At 38.4% G+C, this 20268-nt stretch carries 10 protein-coding genes and 2 pseudogenes; all 12 read right to left on the minus strand.

The features are described from left to right. Positions 1 to 34 precede the first annotated feature (34 nt). Positions 35 to 4875 (minus strand): annotated as a pseudogene (locus P4S65_RS14090) (NAD-glutamate dehydrogenase). 209 nt (positions 4876 to 5084) lie between these two features. Further along, positions 5085 to 7405: pseudogene (locus P4S65_RS14095) on the minus strand (efflux RND transporter permease subunit). After that, complete coding sequence (locus tag P4S65_RS14100; RefSeq protein WP_337120415.1) at positions 7405 to 8400, minus strand: WD40/YVTN/BNR-like repeat-containing protein; 996 nt, start codon at positions 8398 to 8400, stop codon at positions 7405 to 7407. The pseudogene P4S65_RS14095 and the gene P4S65_RS14100 overlap by 1 nt, the downstream one beginning before the upstream one ends. 126 nt (positions 8401 to 8526) lie before the next feature. Beyond that, the gene (locus P4S65_RS14105; protein WP_007375728.1) at positions 8527 to 9891 is read right to left on the minus strand and encodes a DUF1329 domain-containing protein; all 1365 of its coding nucleotides are present in this window, start codon (positions 9889 to 9891) and stop codon (positions 8527 to 8529) included. A gap of 13 nt (positions 9892 to 9904) precedes the next feature. After that, the gene (locus P4S65_RS14110) at positions 9905 to 12004 is read right to left on the minus strand and encodes a DUF1302 domain-containing protein (RefSeq protein ID WP_096793199.1); all 2100 of its coding nucleotides are present in this window, start codon (positions 12002 to 12004) and stop codon (positions 9905 to 9907) included. A gap of 251 nt (positions 12005 to 12255) precedes the next feature. Beyond that, a complete protein-coding gene (locus tag P4S65_RS14115) occupies positions 12256 to 12477 on the minus strand; it encodes a DUF2835 family protein (protein WP_033014893.1) in 222 nt (73 codons plus the stop codon). Further along, positions 12478 to 15072, minus strand: coding sequence for an aminopeptidase N (pepN, locus tag P4S65_RS14120; protein ID WP_337120416.1), 2595 nt, complete (start codon positions 15070 to 15072; stop codon positions 12478 to 12480). A gap of 46 nt (positions 15073 to 15118) precedes the next feature. Continuing rightward, entirely contained in the window at positions 15119 to 16582 is a 1464-nt protein-coding gene (gene nhaC, locus P4S65_RS14125) for a Na+/H+ antiporter NhaC (protein ID WP_198402991.1), read from the minus strand. Between the two features lie 181 nt (positions 16583 to 16763). Further along, a complete protein-coding gene (gene prc, locus P4S65_RS14130) occupies positions 16764 to 18788 on the minus strand; it encodes a carboxy terminal-processing peptidase (protein WP_337120417.1) in 2025 nt (674 codons plus the stop codon). A 25-nt stretch (positions 18789 to 18813) separates the two neighbouring features. Continuing rightward, positions 18814 to 19464: an RNA chaperone ProQ gene (gene proQ, locus P4S65_RS14135; protein WP_007375722.1), complete on the minus strand. Its 651-nt coding sequence runs from the start codon at positions 19462 to 19464 to the stop codon at positions 18814 to 18816. Positions 19465 to 19479: 15 nt separating this feature from the next. Next, on the minus strand, positions 19480 to 19758 hold the full coding sequence (locus P4S65_RS14140) for a hypothetical protein (RefSeq protein ID WP_002961910.1): 279 nt from the start codon (positions 19756 to 19758) through the stop codon (positions 19480 to 19482). Then, positions 19758 to 20216, minus strand: a complete 459-nt coding sequence (locus P4S65_RS14145) for a GAF domain-containing protein (RefSeq protein ID WP_007375721.1) — start codon at positions 20214 to 20216, stop codon at positions 19758 to 19760. The genes P4S65_RS14140 and P4S65_RS14145 overlap by 1 nt, the downstream gene beginning before the upstream one ends. Positions 20217 to 20268: the final 52 nt, after the last annotated feature.

Below are 20268 nucleotides of genomic sequence, written 5' to 3' on the forward strand. Positions count from 1 at the left end.
TTTTTTGTGAAATAAAAACAAATGAAAGGCTAAATTATTTTCCTGAAGTATTACAATTATGGCTCAATAACATTAATTCACGAAGTGCTACAGAGAACTTAGCAAAATCATGACTTTGTGAAGTTTTAAATTCAGCCAACATCTGTTTCCAACGAAGTAATAATAACTCTTGGTTATCCATCCATTCATCTATTTGACTATCAACATCTTTTTCATCAGCTTCAAAGCTATTTAATACTACTTCAGCTAACGTACGTTGTTGCCAATCTAGCTCTTCACGGTAAGAAGAACGAGCAAGCGCTTGCCAATGGTTTGCAACCGGTTGATGGGTAATTTGATCTAAAAACCAATGCAGACCCATTCGCGCACCAAGTTTAAAGTACGTATTAGATACCATTGAGATACCTCGGCCCGAACTATTCGCAATTTCCGCTAAGTCCATTACCGAGAACAAACTTGATAATGCCACAATTCGCTTAGCGATAGCTTCCGGTACACCACTTTCAATTAGCTTATTAGCTTCTTGTACTATGCGATCATTTTCTTTCTCAACGATATAAGTATTTAAGTTTTCACTTAAATCTTTGAATGTTGGTGCAAAATACTCAATTCCTTGCTCAATCGTTTGCGCCTTATTACGATGACGTAAGAACCAACGTGTAGTTCGACGCACAGTACGACGAAGTTGGTAAAGCATCTCAGTTTGTACAGCTGCTGGAATCTTATTATCTAATGCGCTTATAGAAGACCATGTATCGCGCATTTCAAAAATTTCACTGGCAATTGAATAACACATTGCTATTTCAGCTTCGCTTGCGCCAGTTTCTTCATGCATACGTACCATGAAGTTTAAACCCATATCATTAACGATATTGTTAGCAAGTTTAGTTGCAATAATTTCTTTACGAAGTGGATGGTTGTTCATCGCATCGTTAAACTTCTCACGTAATGGCCGTGGAAACGATTTAACGAGCAGCTGGCGGTAATATGGGTTTTCAGTAATTTCATCACTTACTAAAGACTCTTTTAATACCATTTTAGCGTAAGACACGAGCACTGAAAGCTCAGGGCGAGTTAAGTCTTTACCTGCGGCTGCACGTTCTGCCAATTCTTCATCACTAGGAATGAACTCGATAGCACGGTTTAGCTTGCCGTCTTTTTCAAGCGCATGAATAAAACGTATTTTTTCTTTAAGAGTAGACGTGCCCTTCGATTGCGTAATTGAAATCGTATGCGTTTGGCGATAACAATCTTTAAGCACTAATTCAGAGACTTCATCAGTCATTGAATAAAGTAGCTCATCACGTTGTTTACGGGTTAAATCACCTTCCGCAACTAAGCCATTAAGTAAAATTTTAATGTTAACTTCGTTATCAGAACACGCAACACCCCCTACGTTATCGATAAAGTCAGTGTTGACACGCCCGCCTTTTGCTGCAAACTCTATACGGCCAAGTTGAGTTGCGCCTAAGTTACCGCCCTCACCTATAATTTTTGCACCCAACTCATTACCATTAATGCGAAGTGCATCGTTTGCACGATCTCCAACATCTGCATCAGTTTCTTTAGAGTTTTTAATGTACGTTCCGATACCGCCATTCCACAGTAAATCGAAGTTCATCATTAATGATGCTTTCATTAATTCGTTTGGTGTCATACTTGCTTTTTTAGTGCCAAGCATTTTTTTCATTTCAGGGCTTAATGTTATTGATTTAGCCGCGCGAGAAAAAATACCTCCACCTGCAGAAATAAGGTCTTTGTTATAATCTTCCCAAGATGAGCGCGGCATATTAAATAGACGTTCGCGCTCTGGGTAAGATGTCGCTGCATCTGGGTTAGGATCAATAAAAATGTGCATATGATTAAATGCAACTTGTAAACGAATATGTTTAGACAACAACATACCATTACCAAACACATCCCCTGCCATATCGCCTATGGCGACCACTGTAAAGTCGGTAGTTTGACAATCGATATCCATTTCACGGAAATGACGCTTAACTGATTCCCATGCACCTTTAGCAGTGATACCCATTTTCTTGTGGTCATAACCAACAGAACCACCTGAAGCAAACGCATCACCTAGCCAGAAGTTATATTCATTCGCAATACCATTTGCAATGTCTGAGAAGGTGGCTGTCCCTTTATCAGCCGCAACTACTAAGTAAGCATCATCTTCGTCATGACGAACAACATCTCGAGCTGGCACTATTTCACCACGTTCAATGTTATCTGTAATATCTAATAAGCCGCGAATAAATATTTTATAACATTCTTGGCCTTCTTTTATAAACGCTTCGCGTTCAGTCGGTAGCTGTTTACATACAAAACCACCTTTAGAGCCAACAGGTACAATTACTGTATTTTTAACTTGTTGCGCTTTTACCAGACCAAGGACTTCTGTACGGAAATCTTCACGACGATCAGACCAACGAAGTCCACCACGAGCCACCTTACCATAACGTAAATGCACGCCTTCAACACGTGGGGAGTAAACAAAAATCTCAAATGCAGGAAGTGGCAATGGTACATCAGGAATTAGACTAGGTTGAATCTTAAATGAGACATAAGATTTAAACTGACCTTGTGCATCTTTTTGATAATAATTAGTACGAAGCGTTGCAACAATCATATCAACGTATAAACGTATAATTCGGTCATCATCAAGGTTGGCAACATTTTCAAGTTCTAGGTAAATTTGTGCTATTAATTTCTCAAGTGTTTTAGCACTAGCCGGGGCTTTAATTGAGAACTTTTTAGCGAACAAATTAACTATTTGCGCAGCAATATTTGGGTAATTAGCAAAAGTACTTTCAATATACGTTTGCGAGAACGTAACACCAATTTGACGCATATATTTAGCATAAGCACGTAAAATAGAAGCTTCACGACCTGCTAGGCCACCCATTAAAACTAAACGGTTAAAACCATCGTTTTCTAGACGGTTGCCCCAAACATTTGTTAATGCAGCGCGAAAACGTGCTGAAATTTTATCAAAGTCAGCCATTCCTTTGCTGTCTATTAGCATAGAAAAATCCATGATCCAATTAATACGACCATCACTGGTTTTAACTGAATATGGCGTTTCGCCAACAACACGTAGACCAAAGTTTTCAAGCATTGGCATAACATCAGATAAATGAATTGGCTCATCTTTATGGAATAAGCTTAATCGTACAATATTGCTATTAGCTTCTTCTTGTGGACGATAAAACAACATTTCTAGTTTATTTTCGTCGGTCAATAATTCTAGTTTTTCAATATCTACAACTGCGGCACTGGGAAGCACTTCATCCTTATATGAACGTGCAAACGCATTACAGTATTTACGGTTTAAATCGTTACCGCGTGCTTCACCAGCTGATTCTAAAAGCGCAGACTGCAACTTGTCTTCCCAAGTACGCGCAGCTTCTATTAAATTATTTTCGATGTCTTTCACGTTATATTCAATATTGTTATCGGTCACACGAACAGTGTAATGGGTACGCGCCAGTGTTGACTCAGAAAAGTAAGTAGTAAATTCGACTTTGTTGTCAGAATTAAATGCGTTGCCTAAAATATCTTGCGTTTCACGACGAAGCGCTGTGTTGTAACGTTCTCGAGGAACATAAACCATACATGAGAAAAATCGGCCGTAAGCATCTTTACGAACGAATAAGCGACACATGTCACGCTCTTGTACTTGTAAAACCCCCATGGCAACTTCAAGTAGTTCGTTTTCACGCGCTTGAACTAGCTCGTCGCGGGGATAGGTTTCTAAAATATTTAAAACCGCTTTGTAAGCATGCGTGCCTTTAGCAAAGTCACATATCTCCATGATGCGGTTAATCTTACTCTTTAATACAGGGACATCCGCGGCGCTATTATTATAAAAACTTGAAGAAAACAACCCAATAAAACGGTCTTCGCCAATTACATTCCCTTCATCGTCAAAACGCTTTATACCAACATAGTCAATATAAGCGGGGCGATGTACACGAGAAAGTGAATTGGTTTTTGTTAAAATTAATAAATTACTGCTACGCGCTTCTTGGCGTGCTACTTCTGGTAATTCTGATAATAATCGTGTGTGTTCTTCAGTTGAATTTTTCATCAAGCCAAGGCTAGTGTCCATTTTACCTTTTAATTGGTAATCACCTTGCACAGGGCTTAATTCATATTCGCGATAGCCCATTAGTGTGAAATTATCTTTAACTAACCAATCTAAAAACTCTACCGTTTCGGCAACTTCGTTTTCATTTTTATTGTGGCGACGCTTAGGTAGCTCTTTGGTGACCGCAATTAATTTTTTACGAATAGGCTGCCAATCTTCAACTGCAACGGATACATCAACGAGTACTGATTCTAATTCTTTTTTGAAAGACTCAATTACAGAAGAATCTGTTTGGCGATCAATTTCAATAAAGAAAACCGTTTTAGTCGACGTCGATTCTTGCTCTGCTTTTAAATTAGATAAACCCGATATTTTCGTGTTTTTGTCACGTTGAATTTTAAGTGGGCTATGAAGTAATAAGTGAGAGGCGATATTTTCACGAGTCATGGCCATACGCACTGAATCTACTAAAAAAGGCATATCTTTAGCAATAATTTCAACAATTGTATGCGATGACTGCCAGCCATCTTTAGCCACTTCGGGATTGAAAACGCGGATAACAGCATTATCAGTTGTATTCTTTTCTAGCGAATTCCAAAGGCTTAGTGCAGCGCCATATAAGTCACTATCGTTACGATTAGCCAAATCCTCTTTAGACATGTTGCTGTACAAGGCTTTGGCGAATTTTTCAACGAGTAACACATTATCAGCGTGAACTTTTTTTGGATCAGCTTACAAACATTATCTAGGATAACCGAGGCTTGGCCTTCATTTCGTGTCATTGTATGTTCCTTAATCTATTACTGCCTAGTGGCAGAATATTTGTACAGCCATTTATTAGCGTGGAGTCAGTTAAATTCTAACCCTTTTACAGCTAATAAACAGCCTTTTCGATGAAAACATTTTAAGCTTTTCAGCTATTTGGTCATCTATTCACAAATTATAGATATAAATGGCCATTACTGGCCATTAAGGAGCAAAATTATTCACTTTATTTCTTCTGGTCAGTCCAGAGTAAGCTTCCAATCGCAGGTAATAACAGTACTGCACCTAACATATTTACTAAAAACATGAAGGTAAGTAGTATTCCCATGTCTACTTGAAATTTCAAATCAGAGAAAATCCATGTGCTAACACCAATTGCAAGCGTAATACCCGTAAATAACACGGCACTACCACGTTCAACCAATGCATTGCGATAAGCAACACTCAGTGGCACGTTTTGTTTAAGCTGCCCCATCATTGATGACAGGATATAAATGCCATAATCAACACCAATACCGACTCCTAAAGCAATCACCGGCAATGTAGAAACCGTTAAGCCTATTTCTAGTTGAACCATAAGTGCTTGTGCAAGTGTTGATACAATATAAAGTGGTAATACCACGGCTATTGTTGCTTTTAGGCTTCTGAAACTTAGTAAACATAAAATAATTACTGCACCATAAACGTATATCATCATTGGTATTTGTGCTTCAGATACTGACTCATTTGTTGCAGCCATTACCCCAACTGGCCCAGATGCTAATTTAAAGGCTAATTTATCAGTGCCTTCTTCTATTGAAAATTGTTTAACGTTTTCAATTACGCGGTCAATCGTTTGTGCTTTGTGGTCATCTAAAAAGATAATAACAGGCATAACAGAGCAATCACCATTGAGTAAACCCGTACTCGTTTCTACTCTTGAAGTGGATTGCACTAAACTAGCAGAATTTCGTGGAAGACTTTGCCACTTAAGATTACCTTCGTTATAGCCTGCATTCACTGACTGCGCAACGGAACTCAAACTAACAACTGATTGCACGCCGGCTACATTTTCAACTTTATATTGAAAGCGACTAATACGCTCCATAACATCATGTTCAGTACACGCTGCAGGATAGGCCTCAACAATGACCTTTAAAATGTCAGATGAAATTGTATATTTATCTGATATTAAGAAAGTATCTTGATTATAGCGAGCATCTTGATGAAGGGAAGGTGCTCCGGCATGTAAATCACCTATGCGCATTTTATCTGCTTGCCAATAGCCCAAAGCAAATAACACCAAAGTAAAGCCTATAATCATTTTAGCAACTTTAGGATCGGTTGCTTTAACGAGTATGTCACGAATCGCATCAAGCAGATTTGGTTTATCCGCATCACCTGATTGAATATGCACACTGCCTTCAAATTTCATGTAAGAAGCCCAAACAGGCAATAAAATTAAATTAGTAAATATAATAACCGCAACACCTAAACTGGCTGTTATTGCCAGCTCACGGATAATACCAATATCAATGGTCAATAATGTTAAAAAGCCAACAGTGTCTGATAAAAGTGCAATACCACCTGGAATAAGTAACGTTCTAAAACTTGATTGACAGCAAATCCTAGTACTTTTCCCTTCACCTACTTTTTTGCCTATTGCATTGATCATCTGCACACCATGACTTACGCCAATAGCGAAGACTAAAAATGGCACCAAAATAGACATAGGATCAAGGCCAAAGCCTAAACTCGAAAGTAAACCTAGCTGCCAAATAACAGCAATGATGGAACACGCAATAGGTAAGATCGTTAACTTTAAACTACCACAAAACAGCCAAACCATAATAAAGGTAAAGGCGATAGCAATGGCAAAAAATACGACTACCCCTTTTGCGCCTTCAGCTATATCACCAGCCATTTTTGCAAAGCCAATAATATGAATACTTACTTTGTCTGTACTTAAAGGCTCTCTTAAATCACTTTCTAGCTTTTGTGCAAAAGCTAATGTGTCTAATTTTTGTTGTGTTTGAGGATCTGTTTCTAAAAGTTGAGCCGTTACCATCGCGCACGAATAATCGCTGGCAATCATACGCCCTACAACTTTTGCTTTTTCAATGTTTTCCTTTACTACACCTAAACCACGCGTATCTGCTTTAAAGTTTGCCGGAATAATTGGACCACCTGCAAAGCCATCTTCGACTACTTCAACAAAACGAGCGCTGGGGAGAATATAGAATTTACTAATGGACGGTTTACTCCAGGTATAAAATAAAGCTGATCATGAACCGCTTTTAGCTGAGTAAAAAATTCTGGATTAAATATATTACCACTGTCGTCACAGACTGAAATAAGAATACTGTTTGCACCACCAAACTGCTTTTCATGCTTGGTATACACTTTCATATAATCGTGGTTTAACGGGATATTTTTATTAAACGATGCATCAAGTTGAATTTGCGTTGCTTTAAATACAAGTAAGCACGTTATGAGTGCAAAGCTTATAAGCATGATTAAGCGATGTCTAAAAATCGCTTTTTCTATTAAATCTAAAATCTTATGCATTAAGGGGTCAACTCCTTCACTTTAATGCCATCTTCTGTAGCCATGATTAGGTTATTATTTATAATCACACCATCAAGTATTGCTTTACCATCAGCGAGTTGCTCGTGAGTAAGTAACCCATCTTGTAACTGAAAAATAACTCCACTGTTGGCCAGCATTAACCATTGTTCATTGTTATAATTAATGATGCTGTTAACGGTTGCAGCTTTTACATTTTCTAAATGCTGCCACTCTTGCTCCCCTCGTTGTTTCGTAAATACGTTACCGCGTAGACCTGCAACAACTTCTTGTTGTTCATCTGAATTAAACGCAAAAAAGGAACCAGGGTAAATTTCTTCTAAACGTTCCCAAGTAACACCATTGTCAGAACTTCTGGCCATTAACCCCATTTCACCAACGATTATTAATCCGTTAGTCGTTTTTTCTATACGATTAAAATGCGGTAAAATTGAAGCTGTTTCAGCCTCATAACCTTCAGGATCATTTTCTTTTAAATCGTTTAAGTAATCACGATCATCACTAAAAAGTAGCGAATCTAAAAAGCGTTTTTGCCAATGCTTTCCACCATCTGTGGTGTGGTAAAACATACCATATGCGCCAACGGCAAAGCCTTGTAAATCGTTTTCAAATAAAATATCTAAACACGGTTTATCTAATTCAGGTTTTACTTGTTGTAATTGCCAATTAAGACCACCATCAGTGGTATTAATAATTGTTGCATCGTGGCCACACGCCCATCCATTATTTTCGTTACTAAAATCAACGGCAGTTAAGAGCACTTGAGTTGGAACTAGCTCAGCTTGTTGCCATGAATCACCCGATGTACTTTTAATAACAGTACCGTGTTTACCAACAGCAATTAAGCCATTACCCGTGTTAGTTATATCGGTGAGTAAGGTTTTAGCTGCATTTGTTGCACTGATTGCATTGTTAGGGGCTTCTTGTGCAACACTCGCACCGCTTATTATCAGGCTGGCATATACCAAATACTTCATAAATTTTAATCGCCTTGTACGAGAGAGTTGTTTGTCTTTTTACTAGGGAGTGCGTTGCGCGCTGTAAGACAAACGCGATGAGAAAGGAAAAGGCACTTAACATATTGTTAAGTGCCTAGTTTAATACTATCTACCTGCGCGACGTAAAGCGCTTGAAGTAAATTCGTTATCATTAAATGACTGTGAAAAATCGTACATTTTTTCTTGGTTATCTAAACCAATTGCTAAATAACGACGAGAGTTCAAATCATGGTAAACCTCAAGCGTACTCCACTGTGTAGGTACTTCGTAATAGTTAAGGCCATAAGCCATTGCTACACGATAAAGTTGGTCGCGGTTATCATAAATATCAGTGACCTGTACCTGCCAGCTATCTTCATCAATGTAAAATACACGTTTTTTATAAATATGGCGTGTATCATCTTTCAAGTTAGCTTCAACAACCCATACACGGTGCTTTTCGTAACGCGTATGTTCTGGATTAATATGACCTGGTTTTAAAATGTCATCATATTCAAGTTTGTCACTATGTAGCTTATAGCTATTATACGGGACATATAATTCTTGCTTACCTTTTAAAGTCCAATTGTAACGATTAGGCGAGCCATTAAACATATCAAAGTCATCGGTAGTACGTAAGCTATCCGCTGCAGTACCTGGTGCATCATATGCCACGTTAGGTGCGCGACGAACACGTCGTTGACCTGAGTTATACGTCCAAGCTTGGCGTGGTGTTAATATTTGGTCCATCGTTTCATGAACTAATAACGCTGTACCCGCTAAACGAGCAGGCTCTGTTACTTTTTGTTTAAACTTAAACAAAATGTTTGAGTCTTGTAGCTCAGCTGGTGTTGCGCTTGGGTCTGAATATTTAACTAATAATTGCTCATCAAAGCCAACATAATTGTAAGAACCTGATGCGGTTGGTGCAGCTTGTCCACCAAAACGCTCAATAGATTGGCCACGATAGCGCAATAAGTGATTCCAAATTGCCTCTAAACCAGTTTTAGGGATAGGGAAAGGGATACCAATTGCAGTATTTTTAATCCCGTTACCACCTTCAACTAGCTCTGCCGTTGCTGCAAACTTTTTCGTTGCATCATAAACAAATTGAGGATACGAAGCAGAACGACGTGTTTCGTATACTGGCATTTTGAACGTGTCTGGATACGCTTCAAATAAAGCAATTTGCCCGGGGCTTAAATTTGCTTTGTATTTTTCAATATTACTTTTATCAATAGTGAAAAGCACTTTATCTGTTGAAAACGGGTCAAGATGATGCATACCAGGTTCATAACCTGCTGGCGCAGATGTAATCCCGTTATTCCATGCAGGAATAGAACCATCAGCATTGGCTGATTTTTCTGCACCCATTGGCGTTAAATCTTGGCCTAAGTGAGCAACTTCATCAGCACTTAATTTGGCTAATGCCGCGCTGCTTGCAAACAAGCTACAAAAAGCAGTAGCAATGAGGGTAGGTTTTTTAATCATAGTAATGTTACCCCTAAATAGAATATTTTAAATTGAAAGAAACGTAATCGCGGTCTGAGAATGTATTAACACCACCGCCGCCCCAAAAGGAGTTATAGCTCACATCAAGTGACCATGCATTTTGGTAATTAAAGTTCATGGTAGCACCTAAAGATTTACGGTCTTCAATAAACAAGAACATAGGATCTGGTGTATTACCATTTACGTCATGAGAGAAAACAAAACGTGGTGAAAAGTTAATACCATTGTAGAGATTAAAATAATCACCTTTAGCAATTAAGCGGTAACCCCAAGAAGAAGCGGTTGCAAAAGACTTTTCTTCAGCACCATTTGATAAACCAAGCTGTAGCGTTGAATAATCGGTAGTACCTGGACCCGTAATTGTTCCACTTCGGCCAGTGCCAGATACATTTAAGCGCATTTCATCGTATTCAGGCATATTGTGAATTTTTACAGCGCCCACTTCACCAACAACAGCCCAGCTATCAGCACCTAACGAAGGGCCAAATAAATGGGTCGCAGTGAACTGAATCTGTGATGTATCACGTTCAATATAACCTTGGGCAACTTCACCTGGGCCAACTGAGCTTATAGCATCACCAAAACTCATTTGCGAAATACCCGCAAAATCAGGACGAATACCCGCAACAGCTAACTGTTCAGGCATTGCTGTGTAGAGTAATTCTACGTCATCAATTTGCAGTGGTTCATCTTGACGAAAAGCAAATTCACCGGCAAAGGCTGTTTCGCCTATCGTGGTATTAAAACTTAAACCGTATAATTTGATATCTTCAGGGTAATCGTTTTCCGCTTTAGAGAAAGCAGTTAAATCAGCAACATTATCAGACGTAATTTCTGTTGTCATAATCATTGCTAAATCTTGTGCAATAGCTGCTTGAGTAAAGTTTGATACACGACCAGATATAAGCGGACGACGACTATGATAATTCACATGATACAGTGCAATTTCAGTATCATTAAATTCAGGCAAAAATACACCTAAACGTAAACCGTATTGGCCGCCATCTTCAGGTTCTGTTTTACCGTTACCGCCTTTACCTTTAAGTGCAACTTTAGTGGGGTAAGCAAGGTACATTTGAGCAAGTAAAGCACTGCCTTCAGCACTAGATGGATCAATCCCCTGTGCAGCTGCCGCTAAAGCAAAGTCAGATGTTAGGTTGTTTAGACTATCAGTTAAAAATGCAACATCAATATCAGGGTTAGATGTAAAACCTAACTGAACATTTTGCTGATAACCATTTTCTGCCGCAAAGTCATTAGTAGAAAAGTACGTACCTGCTGCAGGCAAACGCGTTTCTTGCCATTGATACTGATAAAAACCTTCAAGCGTAATATTGTCTGTTATACCCAATGAAGCCCATAACATGCCCACCGGAATGAATGCCTCTTTAAGCTCAGCACCAGGTGCTTTTAAACGATCTATATCTACAGGGTTTACATTAATACCATGAGATATAAGCGTACTTTCGCCCCAGTTAACAACTTGCTGACCTAAACGCACTGATAATGGGTTGTTACCGTCATTTAAATCAAAATCAGCCCAAACAAACGCATCTAATAAACGAATGTCGGCGCAGCTTTGTGCTTTAGTATCTTTATCGTCACATGGGTCAACACCTTGACCTGATGTAGGATTAGCATATGCATGATTGCCATCCATTAAGGCAAAATCATAAAAATACATAAAACGTGTAAACAAACCGTAGTTGTCTTTATTTATTGAAAGGTCGTGTGTACCTTTTAATAATTTAGAAAATGAATCACCACTATCGAAATTCAAATTACCCGCGTCACCATTATTTGAGTAAGAGCCTGGTTGAGCCCACACATCTTGAGATGAATAAACGGTATTACTTAACGCAGGATTGTAACCTGCCCAGTTAAACGCGGGGTTATTACTTTTACCAATTAAGCTAAAGTCTCGGTCTTCTACACGGACACTTTGCCCATATGAAAAGGTTGAATCGAAGGTAATATCAAACCCTCCGGCTTCAAATGTTGCAGCTTGTACATTAGCTGTTGATAAACCAAGGCTAGCGACTGCTAAACCTATAGCGATTTTATTTTTAACAAAAAGCGATCTTCTTATCATTTTTGGTTCCCCCTGTCGCGGGTCATTTTGTGTGATCAAGTTATTGTTTTTAGTGTAATCGTAACGATAGAAGCGAAATGGATAAATTACAAATAGTCGCATTCAATCTGTTATATATTTTCATTCTGGTTGACGTTTACGTATTGGTAAGACGTCGTACCAGATAATTTATACACGTAATTTAACAATAGAACAAATTGAAATTAACAAAAAGACAATATTTTATGATTTTATAACATAAAAACAGCGTACTAAGCCACTCGTTCAATACGAATAAATTTATTTTCAAGGGTTAGTAACATTCTGAAACGCCCTCTTATACCTAAGCTAGTAATAAATGGCCTTAAGTGATTAGCAGAAAAACGCACTGTTTTCCCGCCATCTTCGACAACCTGCAATGAGCTAAAACGACCATGGTAGTAATCCATGCATTCGCTGTAGCTCAATCTTAAATTAAAATAATATTCGATCATTTACTTAAGTGCTTTTTCAACCTTTTCAAATAAATCGGCGCTTAACCCATCTAAATTAGCTAAACGTTCTAGTTGCAGTCTCATTGCTGTTGAACGTGTATTATCGTATCGCTTCCACGACATAAACGGCGTTAGCATACGAGATGCATTTTGAGGGTTTATAGCATTTAATTTAATGAGTAAATCACCTAAGAGCGCGTAACCTTTACCATCAAGGCGATGAAACTGAGACGTATTGAAATGGCTAAAGCTACCTACAAGTGCTCGTACACGATTGGGGTTTGAAAAATCAAAACACGGATGTTCGTAAAGCGCCTTAATATTATCAATTGCATTGTCACCAGTTTGCATCGCTTGCAAAGCAAACCATTTATCCATTACTAATACATCGTGACGCCATTGACTATCAAAGTAGTTTAACAATTCTTCACATAGCTCATGTGACGCTTTAACAGCGGCACTTAGTGCAGCTAAAACATTCGTCATATTTTTTGAGCTTGCAGCATGTTTAATAAAATCAGCAGCGTGCGGGTCATTAGTTTTAGCAAGGTAATGAAGGCATAGCTGCTTTAAAGACCGAATTGCAACGGCGCTTGCATTTACACTGCCATCATCGATTAACGATTCAAAACACGTTATAAACTCGTTAGTTAACTCATCCGCTATTTGCCTTTCAAATTGCTCAGCAATATTGACTATTTCATCTACTGGAATTACTTCAAATTCAGCAGCCAACGTATCAAAACTTGGTAATTTTAATAGCTCTGCAATAAGCGCTAGATCGCCCTGTTTTTCATTAACTAATCCACGAAGCGCATTAATTATCTCATCACTAAGCCCAACACTTTCAACACTGTTTAGATTCGCTTTCATTGCTTTAATAAATAGCTGCTGCTGTGCATCCCAACGAGAAAAGTCACTGCGTGCGAAACGCATAATATGAAGTAGCTCATGTTCATCTGTCTCTTGGTTTAAAATACATGGAGCAGAAAAGTCTTCAAGTAATACTGCAACAGGTTTAGCAGTCATATTATCAAAGTGAAATGTCTGTGATGGTTGAGTTACATTTAGAACGTGGTTAACTTTTTCGCCTTGGTACTCAAGCTCAATACTTTGTCCATTTACATCTAACAGTTCAATTGCAAATGGAATGTGCAAAGGTGCATTACTTTGCTGGTTCAGCGGTGCAAATTGTTCAATTGTTAAACTGTATGTATTTGAATCCAGATCAAAATTTTGAATTGCATTTAAACGAGATGTACCTGCTTGACTATACCAACGTTTAAACTGATCTAAGTTAACGCCTGATGCGTCGTTCATTGCACTTACAAAATCATCACAAGTAACAGCTTGTCCGTCATGGCGCTCAAAATAGAGTGCCATACCTTTTTGAAAGTTTGGCTCGCCTAATAATGTATGCATCATTCGGATTACTTCGGCGCCTTTATCGTACACAGTAACCGTGTAAAAGTTATTCATTTCAATAACTTTTTCTGGACGAATAGGATGAGCCATAGGGCCAGCATCTTCGCTAAACTGGTGTGTGCGCATTACTTTTACAGCGTCAATTCGATTAAGCGCACGAGAGCCTAAGTCACTACTAAACTCTTGATCCCTAAATACAGTTAAACCTTCTTTAAGCGATAACTGAAACCAATCTCTGCACGTTACCCGATTACCTGTCCAGTTATGGAAATACTCATGTCCTACTATAGATTCAATCGTATGATAGTCTTTATCTGTCGCTGTTTCTTGGTTGGCTAAAACACATTTACTATTAAATATGTTTAAACCTTTATTTTCCATTGCACCCATGTTGAAAAAATCAACGGCTACAATCATATAAATATCTAGGTCATATTCTAAATTAAAACGCGCTTCATCCCACTGCATTGCTTTTTTAAGTGAGGCAATAGCATGTGGTGTTTTAGATAAATTACCTTTATCTACAAATAGAGCAAGTTCAACATTTTTACCGTTTTGAGTAATATAGCTGTCTTTTAATACATCAAAATCACCTGCAACCAAAGCAAACAAATAACTTGGCTTTTTAAACGGGTCTTGCCATTTAGCAAAATGACGCCCATCTTGAGTTTCACCACTGTCTACTTGATTACCATTAGATAGGAGCTGAGAAAATTTTGTATCTGCAATTACGGTCACATCAAATGTAGATAAAACATCGGGGCGATCCATGTAATAGGTTATTTTTCTAAACCCCTGCGCCTCACATTGCGTGCAATACGCACCACCTGATAAATATAAACCTTCTAGTGAAGTATTAGTCTCAGGTGATATCTCGGTGACAATACTTAATTGGCAACTATCCGGTAGATTATTAATTATTAGTTGCTCGCCAATAATTTCATAATCCGTTATAGCAACAGTATCAATTGATAAAGAGAGCAGGCGTAAATCAATACCATCAAGCACTAAGGGTGCTTTGTTATCACCTACTCGTGTAAGTGTTAATAAGGAACTTACCTTCGTTGTTAATGGCTGTAAGTCAAATGTTAGCTCAGTGTGGTCAATTAAAAAGTCTGGGGCTTTGTAGTCTTTAAGATATTGTGCTTGAGGTTTACTTGATTCAGTCATAGATGCTCCAAAACAGCTCCTTTAAATTTAAAAGAGCTGTTTAAAATTAGGCCGATTGTTTTGGTTTGATACGTAAAATTTTAATACCTAAATAGGCATAAACAACCGCTAATACAGGGTTAATTAAATTAAAGAAAGCGTACAGTGCATAGTCAAACGGATTTATGAGTAAAACGCTTTGCATGTAAGCGCCACAAGTGTTCCACGGAATTAGTGGGCTAGTAATTGTACCGCCATCTTCCAATGTACGAGATAAGTTAACAGGCTTCAAACCACGTTTTTTATATTCATCTTTAAACATACGACCGGGTACAACAATAGCAATATATTGATCAGCAGCTATCACGTTAGTACCAATACACGTTGCTATTGTTGCCGCAATTAACGATCCCGTACTTTTAGCTATTTTAAGAATACTTTTAACAAAAATATCAAGAAGACCTGTTTTTTCCATGATAGCGCCAAACATAAGTGCGGTCATAATAAGCCAGGTCGTTGTAAGCATTCCAGCCATACCACCACCACTAAGTAGCGAGTCCATTTTATCATCGCCGGTGTTTATGCTAAAACCGTCAAAAAAAGTGGTCCAAACAAGCTTAAAGTAGCCTACTAACTGTCCTTGAGAGACATCAATTTGGCTAGCAATTAAATCAGATTGAAACAACATGGCCCAAACAGCGCCCACAACAGCACCAATAGAGATAGCAGGAAAGGCTGGCATTTTTTTAATTGCTAAAACTAACAATACAATTAGTGGTATTAGCATTTCAAAACCAATATTAAAATTTTGTTGTAAAATAGCTGTAATTTCGTCAATACGCCCTGCTTCACTTGAAGCCGTTGCATTAAAACCCATAAATATAAATATAATCAGTGCAATAACAAAGCTAGGTACTGTCGTCCATAACATATGTTGGATATGCTCAAATAAATCAGCCCCAACAACTGCAGGTGCAAGATTTGTAGTTTCTGACAGTGGGCTTAACTTATCACCAAAGTACGCGCCCGATATAACCGCGCCGGCTGTTACTGTTTGTTCAAGCCCAAGACCGGTTGCTACGCCAAGTAAAGCAACACCTATTGTTGCAGCCGTAGTCCACGAACTACCAATACTCATTGCAACAATGCCACAAATTAAGCAGCTAGCTGCATAAAACCAGCTCGGATTGATAACCTGTAAGCCATAATAAATTAAGGTCGGTACAGTTCCTGATAGTAACCAAGTACCAATTAATGCACCTACCATGAGTAAAATTAGAATAGCACCAAGTGAAAGCGTTATGCCTTCAATCATTGCTTGCTCTAACTTTTTCCAAGTATAACCATTTTTAAGACCAATTAAAGCAGCTGCAAAAGTTGCGAACAAAAGTGCAATCTGGTTAGGACCTGATGAAGAATTATCACCAAATAAGTATACGGCAGCGCCGAGTAGGCAAATTAATACAGAGATAGGAACTAATGCATCAAAAAACGAGGCAGGCTTGATTGGTTTATCTTCCAATGGCTTCAAAGTAGAGACTCCTACACACACTCAATGTGTGTTTAATTATTATTTTTAGCACGTAAAGCGCATTAATTGAACTTTGATGATCTAGCTCAACTTTATGTAATGGGAGATTATAACAATTTAGTAAATTATAGGTAGCAAAAAAGGCGCAAAAGCGCCTTTTTTATAGAGGTAAAACCAGCGGTTACTTCTTAGCTATGCGACCATAGTTAATATAATCTTGGGTAATTAAAGCGGCTTCTTCTAAAAATGGATCTAGCTCTTCAATAACCTCAGGTAAATCATCTAAGTTTTCTACCGGATCTTTACCTAAACGCTTAAGACGCTCATTAGTACGTACAAGTGCACGTGCCTCACCTTCGTCTTTTTCTTTAATGCGGTCTGCTTCAACTAAAGAGATCGTTTTACGATCTTTCTCTTTGTTGTATAAGGCAATATCATTAAATACATAACCAAACTCAGGTTCTGATTTAATTCGTACCTCATGTTGCTTCTCAAGATAGGTAATAACTGGCGTTAAATTACCAAGTTTTTTATATTTCGCTTTAACAATGCTATCCCAAGGCAGTGCATTGTCTTGTTTACTTTCGCCCCATTCTGCAGGATCGATTGCTGATGGAAACGAGATGTCTGGAATCACACCTTTGTGTTGCGTACTACCACCATTGATGCGGTAAAATTTAGCAATTGTATATTGCACGCTACCCAATGCATTATCATACAAGTCATAAGCACGGCCTAAGCCTTTGTGCTGTTGAACCGTGCCTTTACCAAAGGTTTGCTCACCAATAATAACTGCGCGGCCATAATCTTGCATTGCCGCTGCAAATATTTCTGATGCTGACGCACTGTATCTATCAACTAATACCGTAAGTGGACCATCATAATAGGTAATGCCATCGCGGTCTCTTTGTTCTTCAATACGGTTATTTAAAGTGTGTATTTGAACAACAGGTCCTTGGTCAAAAAACAATCCCGAAAGCTGGGTAGCTTCATATAATGAACCACCACCGTTTTGGCGTAGGTCAATAATAATCCCATCAACCTTTTGCTCTTTAAGCTTAGCAAGTTCAACTTTTACATCTTTCGAAAGATTATTGTAAAAGCCAGGGATTTCAATCACACCCACTTTGCTTGTTAAATCTGAATATTTAGCTTCAAAAACTTCTGATTTAGCGGCTCTGTCTTCCAATCTGATTTTATCACGGGTAATTTCAACAACTTTTGGTGTGCCGTGAGCATCAGCGCCTTTTAAATACTGAAGACGTACTTTAGTACCTTTAGGGCCTTTAATTAAATCAACAACGTCATCTAAGCGCCAGCCAATAACATCAACAAATTCTTCACCATCTTGAGCAACACCAATAATTCTGTCATCGGCTTTAATTTGCTCTGTTTTATCCGCAGGACCACCAGGTACTAAGCTGCGAATAACTGTGTAATCTTCATCTGGACTCAATACTGCACCTATGCCCTCGAGCTCTAGGTCCATATCCATTTTAAATTGTTCAGCACGACGCGGCGATAAATAAGACGTATGCGCCTCAATACTGCGTGCTAAAGAATTTAATACTAATTGAAATGCATCTTCTGGATTTGATTGCACTAAACGCTTTTCTGCATTTTTATAGCGTTTGGTCAGCACTTCTTTAATGCCTTCCCAATCTTTACCTGTCATTTTTAAACGCAGTGCATCGTACTTAACACGTTCGCGCCAAATTTCATCAAGCTCGGCTTGAGATACAGGCCACGCAGCTTCTTCACGATCAAAAAAGTATTCATCTTCTTTATCAAAGGTCATTTCTTTTTCAAGTAATGCTAGGGAATACTCGTAACGTTCAAAACGGCGTTTAAGGCTTAAATTAAAGATATCAAATGTGAAACCCAATTTGCCGGTAGTTATAGCGTTATCAAAGTCATCGCGGTATTGGTCAAAAGAAGCAATATCGCTTGCTAAAAATACGCTTTTATTAAAATCAAGGGATTCGATATAACGATCGTACACTTTACTAGAAAGCTCATCGTTAAATCGAACCGGGATATAGTGTGAACGAGTAAATAAGCTAGCCACGCGTTTGCTGGCAGTACCATGTTGACTTTCTTGCTTGAGCAGTGGTAAATCGTCAATAGTGACGGCTTCTACAGCAGCAAATAATGAACCTGAAAACAGGGCAGCAACTAACGGAATGAGCGTAAACTTTTTACTCATACAAACTCCTTAATTTATTTACAGTTTAAACGATGTATAAACTGTCAGCTTTGGTTTTAACTTGCATGCCTGTCACTAATTCAACATGAACGTCATCTTTGTTCACTTCAGTGATTACTGCATTTACAAGTGCTTGGCCAAGTTTAACCTTAACCTTATTATTAACCTTGACCTCAGTAGCTGGTAAAGGTTCAATTTTTCCTGAACGTTTAGCAGGAGCTGCTTTGGCAGGTTTATTAGCTGCGGAAGCGTTTTTATCACCTGTTTTACTAGCATGCGCTGGTTTTTTCTTAAAAGATTTAGAATCTGAGTCTTGGCGTGGACGTTGTTGTTTTTTACGTTTTGCCATTTTAGCGCGGCTTTCTTCCAATGCTTTTTGTGCATGGTCGATATGCTCTTGCTCAACTTTTTCACCTTGATTACCATCAAGATCAATACGAAACTCTGACTTAGTTACCGCTTCTAAATAACGCCAGTTAGACGTGTATTTTCTGAGCGCTTGACGAACTTGAGTCTTGCTTACTTTGTCAGAGCCTTCAATACGCTCAGCGATATCTTTGAAAATACCTACTTTAAGCGGCTTGATGCCATCTTTTTGTTTAAAACATTGTGGGAATTCTTGATACAAAAATTCCAATACTTCGTTAATATCTTTTAGCTTGTTTGTGGTTTCCATTTTAGAACCTATTTTTCACATCTTTTCATCAAGGGACGAATCGACGTAGTGTGTTACCCAGTCGACCAGCTCTTCAAAGTCGGCTTCTATTACAGCCATATCGCCTCGAAGGTGTTCCCAAATACCATTAATCGTTTCATCAATAAATTCACATTCAGAATCGTCCGGAAGACGATCCCAGGCAATATGAATCAAATCATTGAGCGTTTCCGCTACATGTTCTTCTTCGCCTTCCCAGTCGCCAACATCTTGCACAGCAAACAGGTAGTCTTGAACATTTAGCAAATCTTTCATTACAGGCTCGCCTCTAAGCATTTCACTAGCGCTTCAAGTCCGGCTTTATCGTCAGTATCAAATCGACCAACACTTGGACTATCGATATCAAGAACAGCAAATACTTTACCATTTTTCAAGATAGGTACAACAATCTCAGAATTTGACGCCGCATCACAGGCAATATGACCGTCAAAAGCGTGAACATCTTCAACTAATTGTGTTTCTGCGGTTGCCGCAGCAGTTCCACATACTCCTTTTCCTACTGGAATACGAATGCATGCAGGATTACCTTGAAACGGGCCTAGTACTAATTCAGTAGGAGAATCCATAAAGTAAAAACCCGCCCAATTCACATCTTCTAAAGAGGTAAATAATAACGCGCTTATATTTGCCAAATTGGCAATTACATTAGATTCACCAGCTATTAGTGATTCAGTTTGCTTAACTAATGACTGGTAAAAATCGTACTTTTGCATACCAAACTACTTCTTATTAAACAGACAGTAGCTAAAGGTACTCTTTGTCGTT

Source organism: Pseudoalteromonas sp. B131b (genome assembly GCF_037162545.1).
Taxonomy (GTDB): domain Bacteria; phylum Pseudomonadota; class Gammaproteobacteria; order Enterobacterales; family Alteromonadaceae; genus Pseudoalteromonas; species Pseudoalteromonas fuliginea.